Annotated in this window: 18 protein-coding genes and 2 other annotated features; of the genes, 14 read left to right on the top strand and 4 right to left on the bottom strand. The window is 36.6% G+C overall.

What is annotated here, in order from left to right:
• The first annotated feature begins 12 nt into the window (after positions 1-12).
• The 12 genes from mtnN to F0362_RS21515 all read left to right on the top strand — a co-directional run bounded on the left by mtnN (position 13) and on the right by F0362_RS21515 (position 11,211).
• Positions 13-708 (top strand): 5'-methylthioadenosine/S-adenosylhomocysteine nucleosidase, encoded by a 696-nt coding sequence (gene mtnN / locus F0362_RS21575; RefSeq protein ID WP_001217044.1) that lies wholly within the window; start codon positions 13-15, stop codon positions 706-708.
• Positions 709-790: 82 nt separating this feature from the next.
• A complete protein-coding gene (locus F0362_RS21570) occupies positions 791-1,714 on the top strand; it encodes an O-acetylserine dependent cystathionine beta-synthase (RefSeq protein WP_001103866.1) in 924 nt (307 codons plus the stop codon).
• Positions 1,715-1,717: 3 nt separating this feature from the next.
• On the top strand, positions 1,718-2,851 hold the full coding sequence (locus tag F0362_RS21565) for a bifunctional cystathionine gamma-lyase/homocysteine desulfhydrase (protein ID WP_001201921.1): 1,134 nt from the start codon (positions 1,718-1,720) through the stop codon (positions 2,849-2,851).
• A 260-nt stretch (positions 2,852-3,111) separates the two neighbouring features.
• Positions 3,112-5,718 carry a bifunctional acetaldehyde-CoA/alcohol dehydrogenase gene (gene adhE, locus F0362_RS21560; RefSeq protein ID WP_000260456.1) on the top strand — a complete coding sequence of 869 codons (2,607 nt, stop codon included), beginning with the start codon at positions 3,112-3,114 and terminating at the stop codon, positions 5,716-5,718.
• Between the two features lie 123 nt (positions 5,719-5,841).
• A complete protein-coding gene (locus tag F0362_RS21555; protein WP_033657341.1) occupies positions 5,842-6,069 on the top strand; it encodes a YrhC family protein in 228 nt (75 codons plus the stop codon).
• Between the two features lie 162 nt (positions 6,070-6,231).
• Complete coding sequence (locus F0362_RS21545; RefSeq protein ID WP_000748487.1) at positions 6,232-7,179, top strand: ABC transporter substrate-binding protein; 948 nt, start codon at positions 6,232-6,234, stop codon at positions 7,177-7,179.
• Between the two features lie 5 nt (positions 7,180-7,184).
• Positions 7,185-8,213, top strand: a complete 1,029-nt coding sequence (locus F0362_RS21540; RefSeq protein ID WP_000445395.1) for a FecCD family ABC transporter permease — start codon at positions 7,185-7,187, stop codon at positions 8,211-8,213.
• Complete coding sequence (locus F0362_RS21535; RefSeq protein ID WP_000626361.1) at positions 8,200-9,018, top strand: ABC transporter ATP-binding protein; 819 nt, start codon at positions 8,200-8,202, stop codon at positions 9,016-9,018. Before F0362_RS21540 ends, F0362_RS21535 begins: the two co-directional genes overlap by 14 nt.
• The gene (locus F0362_RS21530; RefSeq protein WP_000556701.1) at positions 8,985-9,380 is read left to right on the top strand and encodes an ankyrin repeat domain-containing protein; all 396 of its coding nucleotides are present in this window, start codon (positions 8,985-8,987) and stop codon (positions 9,378-9,380) included. The genes F0362_RS21535 and F0362_RS21530 overlap by 34 nt, the downstream gene beginning before the upstream one ends.
• Before the next feature lie 307 nt (positions 9,381-9,687).
• Entirely contained in the window at positions 9,688-10,194 is a 507-nt protein-coding gene (locus tag F0362_RS21525) for a GNAT family N-acetyltransferase (RefSeq protein ID WP_000469138.1), read from the top strand.
• 56 nt (positions 10,195-10,250) lie between these two features.
• Positions 10,251-10,709 (top strand): GNAT family N-acetyltransferase, encoded by a 459-nt coding sequence (locus F0362_RS21520; protein WP_000276121.1) that lies wholly within the window; start codon positions 10,251-10,253, stop codon positions 10,707-10,709.
• Positions 10,710-10,833: 124 nt separating this feature from the next.
• Positions 10,834-11,211: a hotdog family protein gene (locus F0362_RS21515; protein WP_000025016.1), complete on the top strand. Its 378-nt coding sequence runs from the start codon at positions 10,834-10,836 to the stop codon at positions 11,209-11,211.
• Between the two features lie 38 nt (positions 11,212-11,249).
• Here the strand turns inward: F0362_RS21515 and F0362_RS21510 are convergent, their stop codons facing one another.
• The gene (locus F0362_RS21510; RefSeq protein ID WP_001020691.1) at positions 11,250-11,795 is read right to left on the bottom strand and encodes a helix-turn-helix domain-containing protein; all 546 of its coding nucleotides are present in this window, start codon (positions 11,793-11,795) and stop codon (positions 11,250-11,252) included.
• 156 nt (positions 11,796-11,951) lie between these two features.
• Between F0362_RS21510 and F0362_RS21505 the strand changes: the two genes are divergently transcribed.
• Positions 11,952-12,356 carry a DoxX family protein gene (locus F0362_RS21505; RefSeq protein WP_001071553.1) on the top strand — a complete coding sequence of 135 codons (405 nt, stop codon included), beginning with the start codon at positions 11,952-11,954 and terminating at the stop codon, positions 12,354-12,356.
• A 22-nt stretch (positions 12,357-12,378) separates the two neighbouring features.
• On the top strand, positions 12,379-13,236 hold the full coding sequence (locus F0362_RS21500) for a VOC family protein (RefSeq protein ID WP_000009834.1): 858 nt from the start codon (positions 12,379-12,381) through the stop codon (positions 13,234-13,236).
• A gap of 16 nt (positions 13,237-13,252) precedes the next feature.
• Here the strand turns inward: F0362_RS21500 and F0362_RS21495 are convergent, their stop codons facing one another.
• The 3 genes from F0362_RS21495 to F0362_RS21485 all read right to left on the bottom strand — a co-directional run bounded on the left by F0362_RS21495 (position 13,253) and on the right by F0362_RS21485 (position 18,790).
• Entirely contained in the window at positions 13,253-13,567 is a 315-nt protein-coding gene (locus F0362_RS21495; protein ID WP_000979552.1) for a 4a-hydroxytetrahydrobiopterin dehydratase, read from the bottom strand.
• The gene (locus tag F0362_RS21490; protein WP_000162268.1) at positions 13,548-15,302 is read right to left on the bottom strand and encodes an aromatic amino acid hydroxylase; all 1,755 of its coding nucleotides are present in this window, start codon (positions 15,300-15,302) and stop codon (positions 13,548-13,550) included. Before F0362_RS21490 ends, F0362_RS21495 begins: the two co-directional genes overlap by 20 nt.
• A gap of 161 nt (positions 15,303-15,463) precedes the next feature.
• Positions 15,464-15,691: a binding site (T-box leader), on the bottom strand.
• Between the two features lie 51 nt (positions 15,692-15,742).
• Positions 15,743-15,972 (bottom strand) — a binding site (T-box leader).
• A 70-nt stretch (positions 15,973-16,042) separates the two neighbouring features.
• A complete protein-coding gene (locus tag F0362_RS21485; protein WP_149889952.1) occupies positions 16,043-18,790 on the bottom strand; it encodes a S8 family serine peptidase in 2,748 nt (915 codons plus the stop codon).
• Positions 18,791-18,922: the final 132 nt, after the last annotated feature.

Below are 18,922 nucleotides of genomic sequence, written 5' to 3'. Positions count from 1 at the left end.
AGAGGGATTAGATTGAGAATTGCTGTAATTGGAGCAATGGAAGAAGAAGTACGTATTTTACGTGACAAATTAGAACAAGCAAAAACAGAAACGGTTGCGGGTTGTGAATTTACGAAAGGACTATTAGCAGGACATGAAGTAATCTTGTTAAAGTCTGGTATTGGTAAAGTAAATGCAGCGATGTCAACGACAATTTTATTAGAAAAATATAAGCCTGAAAAAGTAATTAATACTGGTTCAGCTGGTGGATTCCATCATTCTCTAAATGTTGGAGATGTAGTTATTTCAACAGAAGTTCGTCACCATGACGTAGATGTAACAGCATTTAACTATGAATATGGTCAAGTACCAGGAATGCCACCTGGATTTAAAGCTGATGAGGCATTAGTTGCATTAGCTGAGAAATGTATGCAAGCTGAAGAGAATATTCAAGTTGTAAAAGGTATGATTGCAACAGGGGATTCATTTATGAGTGATCCGAACCGCGTTGCAGCAATTCGTGATAAATTTGAAAATCTTTATGCAGTAGAAATGGAAGCGGCAGCTGTTGCACAAGTGTGCCACCAATACGAAGTTCCATTTGTTATCATCCGCGCACTTTCTGATATTGCTGGTAAAGAATCAAATGTTTCATTTGATCAATTTTTAGATCAAGCAGCCCTTCATTCTACAAACTTTATCGTAAAAGTACTAGAAGAGTTAAAGTAATGTAACAAAAAGGCAACTGTCTCATATAAAGAAAATACATACAGTTGCCTTTTCTTTATTGGCAAATAAGGGGGAGAACACGATGAATGTATATCGTGGAGTTCATGAGTTAATTGGTCATACACCAATTGTAGAAATTACTCGGTTTTCACTTCCAGAAGGGGTCCGTTTATTTGCGAAGCTTGAATTTTATAACCCAGGCGGAAGCGTTAAGGATCGTTTAGGAAGAGAATTAATCGAAGACGCGCTAGAAAAAGGGCTTGTCACGCAGGGTGGAACAATTATTGAACCGACTGCTGGAAATACTGGTATTGGACTGGCACTTGCAGCGTTAGAACATGATTTACGCGTTATTGTTTGTGTACCAGAGAAATTTAGTATTGAGAAACAAGAATTAATGAAAGCGCTAGGCGCAACAGTCGTGCATACACCGACTGAGCAAGGAATGACCGGAGCAATTGCAAAAGCAAAAGAGTTAGTAAATGAAATACCGAATTCATACTCTCCAAGTCAGTTTGCGAATGAAGCAAACCCACGTGCTTATTTCAAAACATTAGGTCCTGAACTTTGGAATGCATTGAATGGAGAGATTAACATATTTGTTGCTGGAGCAGGAACCGGCGGTACATTCATGGGAACTGCATCTTATTTGAAAGAAAAAAATATAGATATTAAAACAGTTATTGTAGAACCAGAAGGATCTATTTTAAATGGTGGTAAAGCTGGTTCACATGAAACAGAAGGAATTGGTCTTGAATTTATTCCACCATTTTTGAAAACATCTTATTTTGATGAAATTCATACGATTTCTGATCGAAATGCATTTTTACGAGTAAAAGAATTAGCGCAAAAAGAAGGACTTTTAGTTGGGAGCTCTTCAGGAGCAGCATTTCATGCAAGTTTACTGGAGGCAGAGAAAGCAACACCAGGTACAAATATTGTAACGATTTTTCCTGATAGTAGTGAGCGCTATTTAAGTAAAGACATATACAAAGGATGGGAATAAAAAATGAGAGCAAAGACAAAGTTAATTCATGGTATTCGCATAGGAGAACCTTCAACTGGATCTGTAAACGTACCGATTTATCAAACAAGTACGTATAAACAAGAAGCAGTTGGTAAGCATCAAGGATATGAATATTCACGTACAGGCAACCCAACACGAGCAGCTTTAGAAGAAATGATTGCCGTATTAGAAAACGGTCATGCTGGATTTGCATTTGGTTCGGGAATGGCTGCTATTACAGCAACAATTATGTTGTTCTCAAAAGGTGATCACGTTATTTTAACAGATGATGTTTATGGGGGAACGTATCGTGTTATTACGAAAGTATTAAACCGCTTCGGTATTGAGCATACATTTGTAGATACAACAAACTTAGAGGAAGTTGTAGAAGCAATTCGTCCAAATACGAAAGCGATCTATGTGGAAACACCAACGAATCCACTACTAAAAATTACTGATATTAAGAAAATATCTACTCTTGCTAAAGAGAAAGATTTATTAACAATTATTGATAATACATTCATGACGCCATATTGGCAGTCGCCGATTTCTTTAGGAGCAGACATTGTACTTCATAGTGCAACGAAATATTTAGGAGGTCATAGTGACGTAGTTGCAGGTCTAGTAGTGGTAAATAGCCCACAACTAGCAGAAGACCTTCACTTTGTACAAAACTCAACGGGAGGTATTCTTGGACCACAAGATAGCTTCTTACTACTTCGCGGTTTAAAAACGTTAGGAATTCGTATGGAAGAACATGAAACGAATTCACGCGCAATTGCTGAATTCTTAAATAATCATCCAAAAGTAAATAAAGTATATTATCCAGGCCTTGAATCACATCAAAACCATGAATTAGCAACAGAACAAGCAAACGGATTTGGTGCTATCATCTCATTTGATGTAGATAGTGAGGAAACATTAAATAAAGTACTTGAGAAACTGCAATACTTTACACTTGCTGAAAGCCTAGGAGCAGTCGAAAGTTTAATTTCTATCCCATCTCAAATGACACATGCATCAATCCCAGCAGATCGTCGTAAAGAATTAGGAATTACAGATACATTAATTCGTATCTCTGTCGGAATTGAAGATGGTGAAGATTTAATTGAAGATTTAGCACAAGCGCTAGCATAATAAAAATGCACTGCTAATGTGGAGCAGTGCATTTTTATTATGTTTATTTGTGAAATATTTCACAAATTAGACATACACAAATGAAATGATTTCATGTATATTGAATTCATGAAATGTTATTCACGAATAAACTTGTGAAATATTTCACAAACAATGGGATTCATGTAGGACGGTAACTCTATTTTTTTTCGCTAATCGGGACTTATTATGACCTATAGGGACTTATAAAGACCGTGATAACAGAATAGGAGGAAATTTACATGGTAGTCAAAGAGAAAGTTGTAAATGAAATGCAAGAGGTAAAAGAGATGATTGATACGTTAGTAAATAACGGTCAAGAAGCTTTACAAGCATTAGAAAGTTTTACACAAGAACAGATTGACAACATTGTTCATGAAATGGCACTAGCAGGTGTTGATCAACATATGTCGCTTGCAAAATTGGCTGTTGAAGAAACAGGCCGTGGTGTCTATGAAGACAAATGCATAAAAAATATTTTTGCCACTGAATATATTTGGCATAGTATAAAGCAAGATAAAACGGTAGGAGTTATTCATGAAGATCCTCATGAAGAAATAATAGAAATTGCGGAACCAGTCGGTGTAGTAGCTGGAGTAACGCCAGTAACGAATCCAACGTCAACAACAATGTTTAAAGCATTAATCGCGATAAAAACGAGAAATCCAATTATTTTCGCATTTCATCCTTCTGCACAAAATTGTTCCGTTGCAGCGGCCAAAACAGTATATGATGCAGCGGTGAAGGCGGGTGCGCCAAAGCATTGTATTCAATGGATTGAAAGACCATCTGTCGAAGCGACGAAACAATTAATGAACCATGATGGTGTCGCACTCGTTCTAGCAACTGGAGGCGCTGGTATGGTGAAATCGGCTTATTCTACTGGTAAACCAGCACTAGGTGTAGGTCCTGGTAATGTACCGTGTTATATAGAGAAATCAGCACATGTAAAACGAGCTGCTAATGATTTAATTTTATCGAAAACATTTGATAACGGTATGATTTGTGCATCGGAACAGGCAATCATTATCGATAAAGAAATTTATGATGATGTTAAAACAGAAATGATTGCAAATAATTGTTACTTTGTAACAGAGGAAGAGAGAAAGAAATTAGAAAAGCTCGTTATAAATGAAAATACATGTGCAGTAAATAGTGATATTGTAGGGAAATCTGCACAGTATATTGCCGAATTAGTTGGGATGACTGTGCCTGAACATACAAAAATACTTGTAGCTGAAATTAAAGGAATTGGGGCAGCGTATCCACTATCTCGTGAGAAACTGAGCCCAGTATTAGCTTGTGTAAAAGCGAATTCATTAGAAGAAGGATTTACATATTGCGAAGAAATGTTGAATCTTGGAGGTTTAGGGCATTCAGCAGTCATTCATTCTACAAATAAAGAAGTACAAAAACAATTTGGTTTACGTATGAAAGCTTGCCGTCTTATTGTAAATGCACCTTCATCACAAGGCGGAATAGGTGACATATATAATGGGTTTATTCCATCGCTTACACTTGGTTGTGGTTCATACGGGAAAAACTCAGTTTCTCAAAACGTAACAGCGACTCATTTATTAAATATAAAAAGGCTGGCAAATAGAAAAAAGAATATGCAGTGGTTCAAGTTGCCACCAAAAATTTATTTTGAAAAACATGCTACGGCGTATTTAGCAAATATGCCTAACATTTCACGTGCATTTATTGTAACGGATCCAGGAATGGTTGAGCACGGCTATGTAGACACAGTTACGCACTATTTACGTAAGCATGCAAATGATGTGAAAGTTGAAGTGTTCTTTGAGGTCGAGCCAGATCCGTCAGATGAAACTGTTTTTAAAGGTGCGGAAATGATGAGAAGCTTTAAGCCTGATGTAATTATTGCACTTGGTGGCGGTTCAGCTATGGATGCGGCAAAAGGGATGTGGTTATTCTATGAGCATCCAGAAACATCATTCTATGGCATTAAACAGAAATTTTTAGATATAAGAAAACGTACATGTAAATATCCGGAATTAGGAAATAAAGCGCAGTTTGTTGCCATTCCAACAACATCAGGAACAGGGTCAGAAGTGACACCATTTGCGGTTATTACAGATAAGAAAAATAATATAAAGTATCCGCTTGCAGATTATGAATTAACACCAGATGTAGCGATTGTTGATCCGCAATTTGTAATGACAGTACCACCACATGTAACAGCAGATACTGGTATGGATGTTTTAACACATGCAATTGAGGCGTATGTGTCTGTTATGGCAAATGACTATACAGATGGATTAGCATTAAAAGCTATTGATCTCGTATTCAAATATTTACCGAGAGCATATAAAGATGGAAATGATGAAGAAGCAAGAGAAAAAATGCATAACGCTTCTGCAATTGCAGGGATGGCATTTGCAAATGCTTTCCTCGGTATTAATCACAGCTTAGCACATAAGATTGGACCAGAATTCCATATTCCGCACGGACGCGCAAATGCCATTCTAATGCCGCACGTAGTCCGCTATAATGCTATTAAGCCAAGAAAACACGCATTGTTCCCAAAATATGAGTACTTTGTGGCAGATGAAAGATATGCACATATAGCGAGAATGCTCGGGCTTCCAGCAAGTTCGGCAGCAGAAGGGGTGGAATCACTTGTCCAAGCAATTATTGAGCTTGGAAAAAGCTTGAATATTAATATGAGTATTATGGGGCAAGGAGTCGATAAAGAGAAATTTGAAGAGGTTGTTGGAGTATTAGCAGAACGGGCTTTTGAAGACCAATGTACAACAGCTAATCCGAAATTACCGCTCATTTCAGAGTTGAAAGAAATTTATATGGAAGCATATAAAGGTGTGGAATAGATAGGAAAGAGTCGCAATTAAGCGGCTCTTTTTCTTTTGGAAAACATCTCCCCGAATGGCTGCATTTACTTGTCTTTCAGTTTCATAGAATATGATACAGTGAAATGGAGGAGTGAGAATATGATGAAAGAATTACAAGGGAAAATAGAAGATTATACTCGGTTCGGACAGATCCTTCTCGCTGTAAGCACATTGTTAATGGTTGGCTTATTGATTCCGAATGGAGCAAAAGAAACGATACAATTTTTTGTTATGATGGGGAGCATCGTTATATTTTTAAGTTTATCGTTCTTTTTCTTTCAGCGTGTAAAAGTGATGCGTGACCAGTTGGAGGAAAATGAATGTGAGTAATAGTATTAAATAGAGCGCTACAAAAAGAAAGGATCTTTTTGTAGCGCTTTTTGTTTTTTTTTTTTTGAAGAAAATGTATGCGTTTTTGTTGACAATGATAATCCTTATCAATTAAAGTAGAATAGTAGTTAATGATTATCATTATCAATTAGAGGTGGAAGAATGAAAAAGTCTATTACGCTATTTACAGCGATTTTATCTGTTTTTTTCTTATTAATAGGTTGCAATGCAAAGGGAAACGACAAAGCGTCTGCAACCAAAACAGAAAAAGGAAAAGAAAAAATCGAAATTACCGACCTATCGGGAAGAAAGGTAACATTCGATAAAACACCAGAGAGCTTTGCAACATTAAGTATGGGTGATATGGATATTATTCATGCTTTAGGCGGAAAGATTATAGGTCGTCCAGATACGAAATTAACTCTTCCGGAGGAGTTAAAGAAAGCGCAAGTAATTGGGAATGCACATCAGCCGAATTTTGAGCAAATTGCTAGCTTAAAGCCAGATGTACTTGTTGCTAACAATGGATTCCAAAAGAATGTTCCAACGGTTGAAGGTCAAGGGACGAAAGTAGTCATTTCTACTGCAAATTCTGTACAAGATATTCAAAAGAATATTGAAATATACGGAGCAGTAATGAAGAAAGAAGATAAAGCAAAAGAACTGAATCAAAAAATGAATGATCAAATGAAGAAATATGAGAAAAAGAGTGATGTGAAAGCATTGCTAGTGTATGGAGCACCAGGAACTTATTTAGCAGCATTACCAACATCTCTGTCAGGTGACATTTTAGAGAAAACGGGCGGAAAAAATATTGCAGCTGGTTTTCCAGAAATGAAAGAATATCCGCAATATGCACAGCTAAGTGTAGAACGTATTATTGAGGCGAATCCAGATGTAATTTATTTAATTACACACGGAGACCCGAATAGCGTGAAAAAAGCATTTGAAGGCGAAATGATGAAAAATGAAGCGTGGAAAAATTTAGATGCAGTAAAACAAAATCGTGTAGTTATTTTACCACCAGACTTATTTGGATCAAATCCTGGAACAAAAGTAACAGAAGCTATGGACTTTATGTATAAAAGTATACAAGATGTAAGGAAATGATAAGTATGGAGAGTAATGAAGTAGTAAGAGAAAAGGAACATCCTTTTGCGAAAAAAAGATGGGGAATAGCAGTTATTTTAGTTGTATTAACGATTCTAGGTCTTTTTTACGGTCTTTTCGCGGGAAGTTTATCCTTTTCTTTACGAGACATCCTAACAGGGATGCAAGATGAAGGTTCGATAGTTCATCGAATTGTATGGGATCTTCGTATACCAAGGGTGCTCGTTGGATTTATAGTAGGAACGTGTTTAGCGACATCAGGTGCATTATTGCAAGGGGTTATGAGAAACCCTCTTGCAGACCCTGGTATTATCGGGGTTTCATCTGGAGCGGGTCTTGTAGCAATTATAATTATGATTTTATTTCCTCAGCACATGGCTTTTTTACCGCTAGGGGCGTTTTTAGGAGCTTTCATCACAGCAATGGTCATCTATGCTTTATCATGGCAAAAAGGGGCACCACCTTCAAGAATTGTCTTAGTAGGTGTGTCGATTAATGCATTGATTGGTGCAGCAACGTCAGCATTAATGTTATTACATAGTGACAAAGTACAATCTGTTTTACCGTGGTTAGCTGGTGGCATTGGTGGTGTAAGCTGGGCACATTTAAATATGATTATTTATTATGCGATATTTGCTATTATATTAGCCTTCTTTGGTATTAAGCATATTCGAGTATTAATGCTTGGAGATGAAATGGCAAAGTTATTAGGACATAACGTGGAAAAAAGTCGTTTTTATTTAATCGTAGTAAGTACATTATTAGCTGGAATAGCAGTTAGTGTTTCTGGACTTATTGGGTTTGTCGGTCTTGTTGTACCGCATATGCTACGTTTATTAGTTGGAAATGATTATAAATATTTGCTGCCTCTATCATGTCTTGGCGGCGGGGTATTACTTGTTTTTGCGGATGCGATAGCTCGAAGCTGGTTCGATCCAATCGAATTGCCTGTTGGTATTTTATTATCCTTCTTAGGTGGTCCGTTCTTCTTATATTTAATTCATAGAGGAGGAAAACAACGTGATTTCCGTTGAAAAAGTGTTTTACGCACATTCTGAAAGATTTCAAATGCAAAATATGAATGTACATATTAAAGCTGGAGAAGTTGTTAGTTTAATTGGACCGAATGGATCGGGGAAATCTACTTTGCTTCGTTTAATGGCAAGGCTACTTAAACAAAGCGAAGGGGAAATCATTTTAGATGGGAAAAATATTCATACGATGAAGAGTGCCGATGTAGCAAAGCAATTAGCGATGTTACCACAAATGCATGATCATCAATTAGATTTAACAGTGAAAGAATTAATTGAATTTGGAAGAGGCCCCCATAAATCATGGAGTGTTCGCTTAAATAAAGAAGATGAAGAAATTGTTAATTGGGCATTGTCTGTTACAAATCTTGAAGGGTATGAATATCGTCTTTTACAATCTTTATCAGGAGGAGAAAGGCAGCGTGCTTGGATTGCAATGACGCTAGCACAACGCACGAATGTTTTATTATTAGATGAGCCAACAACTTTTTTAGATATCGTTCATCAGTTGGAAGTAATGGAACTTGTGAAACGATTAAATGAGGAGTTTGGTATGACAATTGTAATGGTTTTACATGACATTAACCAAGCTACTCAATATAGTGATCGTTTACTCGTATTAAAGCGAGGGGAGATTCAGTATGACGGTGTACCAGAAGAAGTATTATGTCATGAAATGTTTCAATATGTATTTGGTATAGAAGTGGATATTTTTCAAGGAAGTGACAAACCATTTTTTACACCGAAACGAATTTCTAAAAAAGGAGAAGAGCGATGCATACAGAAGAGCGTATTACCACTGAGTTAGTAAGAGAATTTGTTATGGCAGCTCACGGAAATTTAGAAAAAGTACAGGAACTGTTGGTTGAATCGCCCAGCTTACTTCATGCCTCTTACAATTGGGGCGGATCAGATTGGGAAAGTGCCTTAGGAGCATCGGCACATGTAGGTCGTAAAGATATTGCTCTTTATTTACTGGAAAAGGGTGCTCGCATGGATATTTTTGCTGCAGCTATGCTTGGAGAGTTAGAAGTTGTACAAGCTATTTTAGTAGCACAACCAGAAGCATTACGTGCATCTGGCCCACATGGTATTTCCCTTCTTCAACATGCGCGAATGGGTGGAGAAAAAGCACAGCGTGTGTTTGATTACTTAACAGTGCTCTCTTAATGACCGCAAAAGTTCTTATGTGCGGTAAACTTTTCACTTTCAAATAATTGAAAAGTTTACCGCCCGTTAGAACGGGATAAGTATCTAGTATATTTGAAAATCCTACACCCCCCTCAATTGTAGTTTTCTTTGTACTAGTTATGATATGGATGCAGTAGACAATATTTGTCTACTGCTTTTTTTATCGGGTAAAAGAATGAACATTCTGCATTTTTGTTTCGTTCATTTATAATAGGTAGTAATACTTATTATATATGTAAAATATGGTCGTGAAATAAAGAACACATTAGTGGGAAGGAGTGCAGAAATGTTTCATACAGATCGTTTACAAGTTCGCAAATATACAATGGATGATTTACAGTTCTACGCTTCACTATGGGGAAACGAGAAGGTAATGCGCTATATTGGAAATGGAACGTTAAAAACATATATGCAATGCAAAAAAAGCTTGGAGGAGTGGGTAATTCCTAATTATAAAAATGGTCTCGGTTTATTTGTAATGATTGAAAGGGAAACGGGAATACGAATTGGTCATGCGGGACTAGTAAAGCAGAAGATAGATGGAAAAGAGGAAATTGAAATTGGTTATTGGTTACTTCCTCAGTATTGGGGAAAAGGGTATGCGAAAGAAGCAGCTGCGGCATTTCGAGACTACGGTTTCCAAGCATTACAAATGAATAAATTAATTTCTCTTATTAATCCGAACCATCCCGCCTCAATATTTGTTGCTAGAAAAACAGGGCTTAGTTATGAGAAAACAACTTCATTTCAGGGGATGGATGTTCTTGTTTATTCGATTAAGCGAGTTGGATGAAAAAAGGTAAATTGCATCTTTTGAAGAATGGTATATAAAAATAAAGGGGGGATTACATGTATATTTACCATAATGGGCTTATTATCCGTGAAGGAACGAATGGAGTACCAGCATATGCAATTAAAACTTTATTTGAAGATGCCGGTTGGAGTAATGATAATATCCCTTCTTGGCAAATTGAAAAATTTACGCTTGCATTTGAAAATTCAACATGGGCTTTCACAATTTGGGATGAAGAAGAAATGGTTGCGATGGTTAGAGTGATTTCTGATCAAATGATGGTTGCTAACATAGTAAATTTGGTTGTGAAGTGTGAGTATAGGGGGAAAGGATTGGGTAAGAAACTTGTAGCTCTTTGTTTACAAAAGCTTCCCCATGGTGATTGGTTTGCACATACATCTGCGAACAATTTTGATTTTTATAGAAGTTGTGGATTTGAAGTTAGAGAGTTATCCAGAAATGGTACATGTGCGTATTATGGATACCAAATCGCAAAAAGAGATGGTCATCGGTAAATGGGTGAAAAGTAAAGAAATACAGTTATAAGTATTTCTAATTATTTTTTGTAATAGAAAATGAATTAAGACTCATTTCATGATAAAATGAAAGAAAATTCGGTTTATTATTAGGGGGATAAAAATGAGTATAAAAGTTGGGGAAGTATTTAAATATGAAAGAAGATTTACTGAGGAAGAAGTTTTCGAATTTGCAAATATTACAGGTGATAAAGGGAGACATCATATGGAATATGATGAGAATGGCCGATTAATGGTTCATGGTTTATTGACTGCTAGTATTGGAACGAAAGTAGGCGAAGAGTTACATTACATAGCAAGAGAATTAGTAAGTGAGTTTATTAGACCAGTTTTTACAGGGGATACGATTACTTGTGAATTAACTTTAACAAATATAGAGCAAATGGAAGGGTATAAAAAAGTTTCAATCGAATCAGTTTATCGCAATCAACATGAAAAGACGGTGCTAGTTGGGACAAGTTACGGGATTATACGAGAATAAAAAAGAAGCCTGTTTGAAGCAGGCTTCTTTTTTATTGATTAGTAAACGCGTTTTCGATTCTCCGCATGACTAGAGATAAGTAATAGTGCGGATTCTTTTCCTACATTACGAACAATATGTGGAACGCATGCATTCCAAGAGAAAGAATCACCTTCTTCTACAATTGCAATATCTTCACCATGTTGAACTTCTAGCTTTCCGCGTAGTACAAGATGACACTCTTCACCTTCATGGGCATTTGGTGAGTTTTCTTTCGGAAACCCGGCAGGAATTTCTACGAGATTCAGGCGAAGGCCACCTTGCTCCGCAACATGTTCAATTCTTTGCTCATCTTTGCCGTATACACTGTATTTTCGTTCTTCTTTTTTAACAATTTTCAATCGATCTTTTTGTTCTAACAATAAATAGGGAAGGGGAACGTTTAAAAAATTTGAGATCGTTTCTAACGTTGAGATAGATGGTGATGTTTTATTATTTTCAACCTGACTCATAAAGCCTTTAGAAAGACCTGTTCCTTCACAAATTTGTGCAATTGTTATGCCTCTACGTTGACGAATTTCACGTATTGCAGAACCAATATTCATAAAATCAAGCTCCTTTTTGTAAACAACTATTTGTATCATAGCAAAAAAAATATATTTTTTCCCAATGAAAATGAATTGACGAATAAAAAAAATTAGTGTATGTTTTGTAATGTGAATAAAAGTTTTGTATAAGAAAACTATAAAGGAGAGAAAGAAATGAATCAACATATTGGTAACTTAATTATTCGTATCGTGTTAGGGGTAACGTTCTTTATGCACGGTTTAACAAAATTCCAATCAGGAATTGACAATATTGCAGGATGGTTTACAAGCATTGGTTTACCAGGAGGACTGGCATACGGTGTAGCAACATTTGAATTAGTTGGAGGCCTATTATTAATTCTAGGTTTAGGTGTAAGATATATTGGATTATTATTTGCACTTGTTATGGTTGGGGCAATCGTAAAAGTGAAATGGTCAGCTGGTTTATTGGGAGATGGAAAAAATCCTGGTTTCGAATTAGAACTTGCATTATTAGCAATGGGTGCATACTTATTTGTTGCAAAAGCTGATGGTTTTGTAGATAATTTCTTAAAAGAAAAAATGTCAAAGAAGAACTAATTTAAATGGGGGGGCTAACAAGATGAGTTTTCAACTTCATCCCGATACAACACTTGATGTTGTTCATTTATACGTATCTAATGTAAAGAAATCACTAGAGTTTTATACGGAAGTACTAAGTATGAAGGTGCTAAAAGAAGAAGAAGCAGTCGTTACATTTGGGAATGAAAATGATGAACCACTTCTTATCATTGAAGAAAAGAAAGAAGCTTTTCCGAAGCAAAGAGCAAGAACAGGGTTATATCATTACGCAATTTTATTACCAAGTAGGCAGGATTTAGCGAATGTTCTTCGTCATCTTGTAGAGATGGTATATCCACTACATGGTGGAGCCGATCATTACTTTAGTGAAGCTCTTTATTTAGCTGATCCAGATGGAAACGGGATTGAAATTTATCATGATCGACAAAAAGAAGTTTGGCGTGATGAGAATGGAGAACTCCCATTTGTTAGTAACCCGTTAGCTGGTGAAGAATTATTACAGCAAGGAAGTACATGGAATGGATTTCCAGATGGTACTGTGATGGGGCATATTCATTTCCATGTAGCTGATTTAGAGGAAGCGAAACGTTTCTATGTTGATGGTCTTGGTTTTGAAATAACGATCCCAGCTCGTAATGGAGCGTTGTTCGTATCAGCAGGTGGTTATCATCATCATATCGGTTTAAATACGTGGCAAGGTGAAGGGGTACCACCGCAAATGCCAGGTTCTGTTGGTTTGAAATATTTCACAATTGTACTAGCGGATGAAAAACAAAAAGAGCAAGTATGTGAAAGCTTAAAAAATATTGGCAAAATTGCTACGTACAAAGATGGAATATTACAAGTCGAGGATCCATTTGGACATTGTATCCATTTCAAAATAAAAAGAGAAGCCTAAAAAGGCTTCTCTTTTTTTATTTTCTTATAATTGCATTTTCGTTTTGTAAAAATAGTTCATCAAATTGTTTTGCAAGCTCAAAATCTAGTTTCGTTAAACCTTTTGCATTCCAAGATGACAAAGTAATAATAACTGCTTTATACTGGATAAGGATAAATGGATGGTGATTATGTTCTTCTGATAGTTTGGCGGCTTCAGAGACAAATTCGACTCCTTTTAAGTAGTCGGAAAACATATATTTTCGTTCAATCCATTTCTCATCTTTTACCATCCATTTATCTACCTTCAATAACTCCTCGCGAACTTCTTCTTCAGTTAATCTTAGCATCATTTCTCACACCCTTTACTGGAAGTAACGTAAGACCATTGTTAATAAGGCGTGTTACAGCTTCGTCAGTTGTGAAAGTAGAAAGTTGATGTAGTAATGCTGCAGATGTTTCATGCCCTTTGTTATGCTCTAAAAGTAATTCTAATATTTCAAGGCGAAGCAGCCATTCTTTCGCATAAAATGTATTTAATACTTCTTGAATTGCTACTAATTGATCGATATGCGCGTCGTGTAAAATCCCCTCACTTCGAATATCTCGAACTGTTTGATACATACGTTCAAGTTCATTCAGTACAAGTGGAGCAGGAATTTCTTGAACTTCTTCATCCATTGGGAAAAATGCTGCTGCATCTGCGGCACCTGGGAATACTGAAGTGATTTGTGAGCCAACAGCCATATCAAATGCGCCCCATGAAGCATCAAATAGTAAACGATCTTTATAAGTAACTGTACAATCTATAAACGAGATAAGGGCAATTTTATTATCATTCTTTACAATATCAGTTACTGTTCCTTTTACATGAATGTCACTTGCAAAAGTAAAATCTGCGCTGTTTCCAATTGTAATGCCTAATGAATGTAACTTTTCTTCTGTACAATCTTCTAGTGCGATATTACCATTTAGTAATCCGATCGGTGTCCCGAATCCATCACTGTGTACAGAGGTAGAATGATTTGCCAACTGCTTATTATGAATTGCTAATGCAGTTGGAGAGCTTGTTCGCATGTAAATGACTTCGCCGGCATCATTTTTAATTGTTTCTGTAAATGTGCCCGTAATTTGTAATCCGCTACTTAACTCAGTTGTGGCATGATTTTCGGAGTGAATTGCTTTTTCTAATCCTTCTGTGCCACCTGTTTTGAATGCCATCGTTTCAGAGAACGTCTCAAGCGCCTCAGTTAACTCTTCAAATGATTGACAAACAAATAGCTGTGGTTGCATTTTTGTCACATCATAAGTTGTCCCTGTGCAAGCTTCAATTGAGAAAGGAACTTTTTCTACAGCATCTGTTAAGCAATGTTTGCTTTCGCCGACAGAGGAAAGAAGACCAGCACCGTAAATTTTTGGATCGTCAATATTTCCAATTAATCCGTACTCCACTGTCCACCAGAAAAGACGTGAAATTTGTTCAGCTTCTGATAAACCAGAAACTAAGTTTTGTTTTTCAATTACAGCATTTTCAGCAGCCTTAACTTCATCAGGAGTAGAAGTAGGGCTTTCTTTGACAATCGTTAATGTACGAACAGCTTCAAATGCATCATGTTCTTCTTTTGTAGAGAAAGCTTTTGCACCAATTTGTCCAAAACGTTTCACATATTTTGCATATGTAGGATCAAGTAAAATCGGTGCGTGTCCTGCTGCTTCGTGTACAATATCTGGAGCTGGTGTGTACTCGATATTTTCTACTTTACGAATATCTGTTGCAATTGGTAGTAATCCGTTCCCCTGAAAATCGAAAAATGCGACGCCAGGAATAAGGCCATCAATTGTTACAGCTCCCCAGCCGCTTGGTGCTAAGCATTCATTCATTTCTTCTACCTTTGGAATTGCATCTATATTAATACCAGATGATTGTAGTCCATTCACATAGGCTGGATGGGCAACGTCTTTTAAGAAGCTATGATTTTGTCTCATAATGTAACGCCACACAGCGTGATTCACCGGTGTGTATTGATCATAATGTTGTGTGGATACGAATGGTTTTAAATGCGATGGGATTTCTATTTTCTTTGTCATTTAGACATCCTCCTTGTTTTCTATAAAATTGAATATGAGTTTCGTATAGCTTATATCACCCCCTTTCAAATTGTAAGCGCTTATAAAATTTTATCATAAGATTCGGAATTATTTAACATTTGTTTCTTTGAGAAATAGAAAAAGCCCCTATCGGAACATCCGATAGGGGCGAAAGAATCGCGGTACCACCCTATTTGTAAGTGAAAATACACTTACATCTCAATTCATGATAACGGAAAAACTCCGTCTTTTCCTTCATGCATAAAAGCACTACGAAAAAGAAGCTCCAGAATTGTAATTCGTACTTATATATGTGCTAATTTCCACCGACCACTAGCTCTCTGTAACAGGGATATAATATACTACTGCGATTCTTTCAATGCGTATATATGAAGTTGTATAAAAGGGAAGGACGCAAAAAAGCCCCTATCGGAAAATCCGATAGGGACGATAAAAATCGCGGTACCACCCTAATTGTAAACATAAAAATTGTTTACCACTCACTTTAAGATAACGGAAAGATCCGTCTTCCTCTTCATGCACTATGTGCACTACGGGAAAGAAGCTCCAGAATTGTAATTCACGCTTGTATATGTACTGATTTACACCAACCATCAGTTCTCTAAGACAGGGATATAAGTCGCTACTAGTATTCCTTCAAAGCCGATATATAATTCGTTCAACTAAACTATGTTTCGTATTATAAAACTATTTTTAAAAGATTGTCAACAATAATTTAATTATTTCACTTCTAAATCAACATTCAAATTAGATGTATTTCCAGCGGCATCAGTTGCTACAATGTGAATTGTATTCTTTCCTTGCTGTAATTGACTACGATCGAAATAAATTTCGTAGTTTTTCTCCCAATGGTTCAGGAATGCATTTTCCCATGTACCATTCCCGTTAATTTCATACTGTATCGTGACAGGATGCCCTGGAGCAACCCATCCGGATTCTGTCATCCAATCTAACAGTATATCAGTTACTTTCCCTCTAATTATGAGATTTTCTTGATCAACTTCGTGTGTTAATTTAGGTGCAGTGCGGTCGACAAACACAGCCCCTGTTTGTTTCGTTTCTCCACCAGAATTAGAAGCAACAGCTTCAATTTGGTATAAGCCGTCAGGCAGAGGGGATCCACCAACTTTTGTACCATTCCATTTGAAAGATTTATAACCTGGTGTTTCATTTTTACCTTGATAAACGATACCTTGATAGGTTACTCGGTCTTTCGTAATTAAATTAGCGTGAAACGTTACATCCTCAACGGGTGTAACTAAATAGTAATTGATAAGGTTGTCATCTAGTATTTGGTCATTATTTGGACTGAAAGTAGAATTAACAATTTCAAGGCCATCAATACGTTTGTATTCTTTTGGATCAATGCTAAATGTAAATGGAATACGTATTTCTTCTGTCTTACCTTGTTCTTTTACATATACATTCCCTGTATATACACCTTGTGGCAAAGAACTATCCACAGTAATGGTAAAAGGTTTTTCTATGTTACTATTCGGTTTTACGCTCACAGAAGAAGCGAAAGAAGTTTGAACTTTCGTTTTTGTATCTAATAGTTCAATGCGAATTGAAAAGTTTTTCTTTTTGCTAGAAAGATTTTGTAATGTAATATTTTGTGTTAATTTTACTTTTCCGCTATTTGGTTTAATTAGACCGAAACTTACATTGTTTGGTGTAACTAATGCGTCCGCTTTTACTGCTTTTGGAATATTAATTAAGCCCGATCCTTGTGTCATAACAGGATATGTGTTTTCATTTACGTCTTTTAATGTTTCGGCTGTATTGGCAAGAGATGATTTTAATTGTTCTGTCGTCCAATCAGGATGCATTTGACGTAATAGAGCAACGGCTCCAGCTACTTGCGGCGCAGCCATACTTGTCCCATTGTGAGATTCATAGCCACCTCTTGGTACTGTACTTGTAATTTGTACGCCAGGTGCAACAACATCAGGCTTTATAAGCCAACTTCCTTGTGATGGTCCCCTTGAACTAAAATTACCAATAAGTTCTGTTTGTTTTGGTTGTCCAATTTTTATATTTTTCTTTCGTTTTGTAATTAAACTTTTCAACTCTTCGCCATTCGTATTGGATAGCTGCATAACAGGAAGAGCTACTTCTTCACGACCAAAATATTCTGGCATAATATTAATTTCTTTTTCGTTAGAAATTAGTAGCACGCCGAGAGCGCCAGCTTGTTTTGCTTGTTCTGCTTTTACTAACGTGCTCGAAGTCCCTTGTAAGACAAGCGCGAACTTACCTTTTACATCTTGTTTAGCGTAATCACTTGGATTACCGTATCCAACATATACAAGCTGGGCATCGTTTCCTACTTGGAAATCCGATTTTGATAACGGTAATCCTTGGTAAGATTTATTGGAACCAGCTACTTGGAATGTTGGAAATGGAATAGAAACTATAGATGCTCCAACAGAGATGACACTACTTGCATTCCCAGGTGCATCTACAGACCAAGGTTTGGGTCCATCATTTCCATTTGATACGACCGCAGTAACACCAAGTTTCGCCGCACGTTCTAGCGTCATTGTTACAGGTTGATCGGGTACATTTAAATCTTGACCAAGAGATAGATTTAAAACATCGGCACCATCTTGAATAGCATGCTCAATACCTTGAATAATATCTTCGGTTGTACCAGTACCCCCATCATTCATGACACGGTAAGCAAGTATAGAGGCATTTGGAGCAATCCCTTTTATTTTTCCATTACCAGCGATAATTCCAGCAACATGAGTACCGTGTACGTTTCCGTCCATCGGATCATTATCTTCATCGACTGTATCATAGCCGCCGATATAATTTGCTTTTAAATCAGGGTGTGTATAGTCTACACCTGAATCGATAATAGCGACTTTCATTCCTTTTCCATCAAGTGGTTTGCCAGTCGGATCTTTTGAATTCCAAGCTTCAGGCGCACCAACTGTCGGTCCTCCAATATTTGGTGTTTCTTGATTAGCCGGACTTTTTGACGTTTCATGTAATTTGTATGTTAAGTTTGGATAAATTGCTTTTACTTCAGGTAAAGAAGCTAGAGCGGTAATTTGATCCCCTGGAATAGAGATAGAAAACCCAGAAAATAACGTACTATACGTTTCTTTTATCGTTGCTTTCGGTGCTTTTTCTTTTATTTTCTTAGTAGTATCTTCTTGTGCTTTTTTTAGTTGCGCATGATAAGACTGGGCATTATTATTTTGTAAATCTGGAGCATGTTGAATGTTACTTTGTGAAGCGAGTGGAGCATGTTGCAATTCTACAATGACAGATATTTCTTTTGATGTTTTTGTTTCAACATTTTGCGCAATTTTATTTTCTCCCCATTGTGTAATGTTTGCTTTTAACTGTGGACTAAATTGCTTCTCTTTTTGCAGTGATTCAGCATGGGCGCTTAAAGCTCCAAAACTGGAAAAGACGAGCGCCATACTCAGTAGTGTAGATGTAGTTTTTTTCATAGAAACGCCCCCTGATAAAAAGTGCTAATATTCCGAAAATTAATCTTACAAATTTATCTCAAATTACATAATCGGATGTTAGATAAACTATATTTTCGACATAATTCATACCAATCCTCTATGAATTTAAAA

Origin of the sequence: Bacillus sp. BS98 (assembly GCF_008432245.1) — a bacterium.
In the GTDB taxonomy this organism is placed as follows: Bacteria; Bacillota; Bacilli; order Bacillales; family Bacillaceae_G; genus Bacillus_A; species Bacillus_A toyonensis.
The sequence above is the reverse complement of the archived record's forward strand: the minus strand, read 5'-3'. Positions and strand labels throughout refer to the sequence as shown.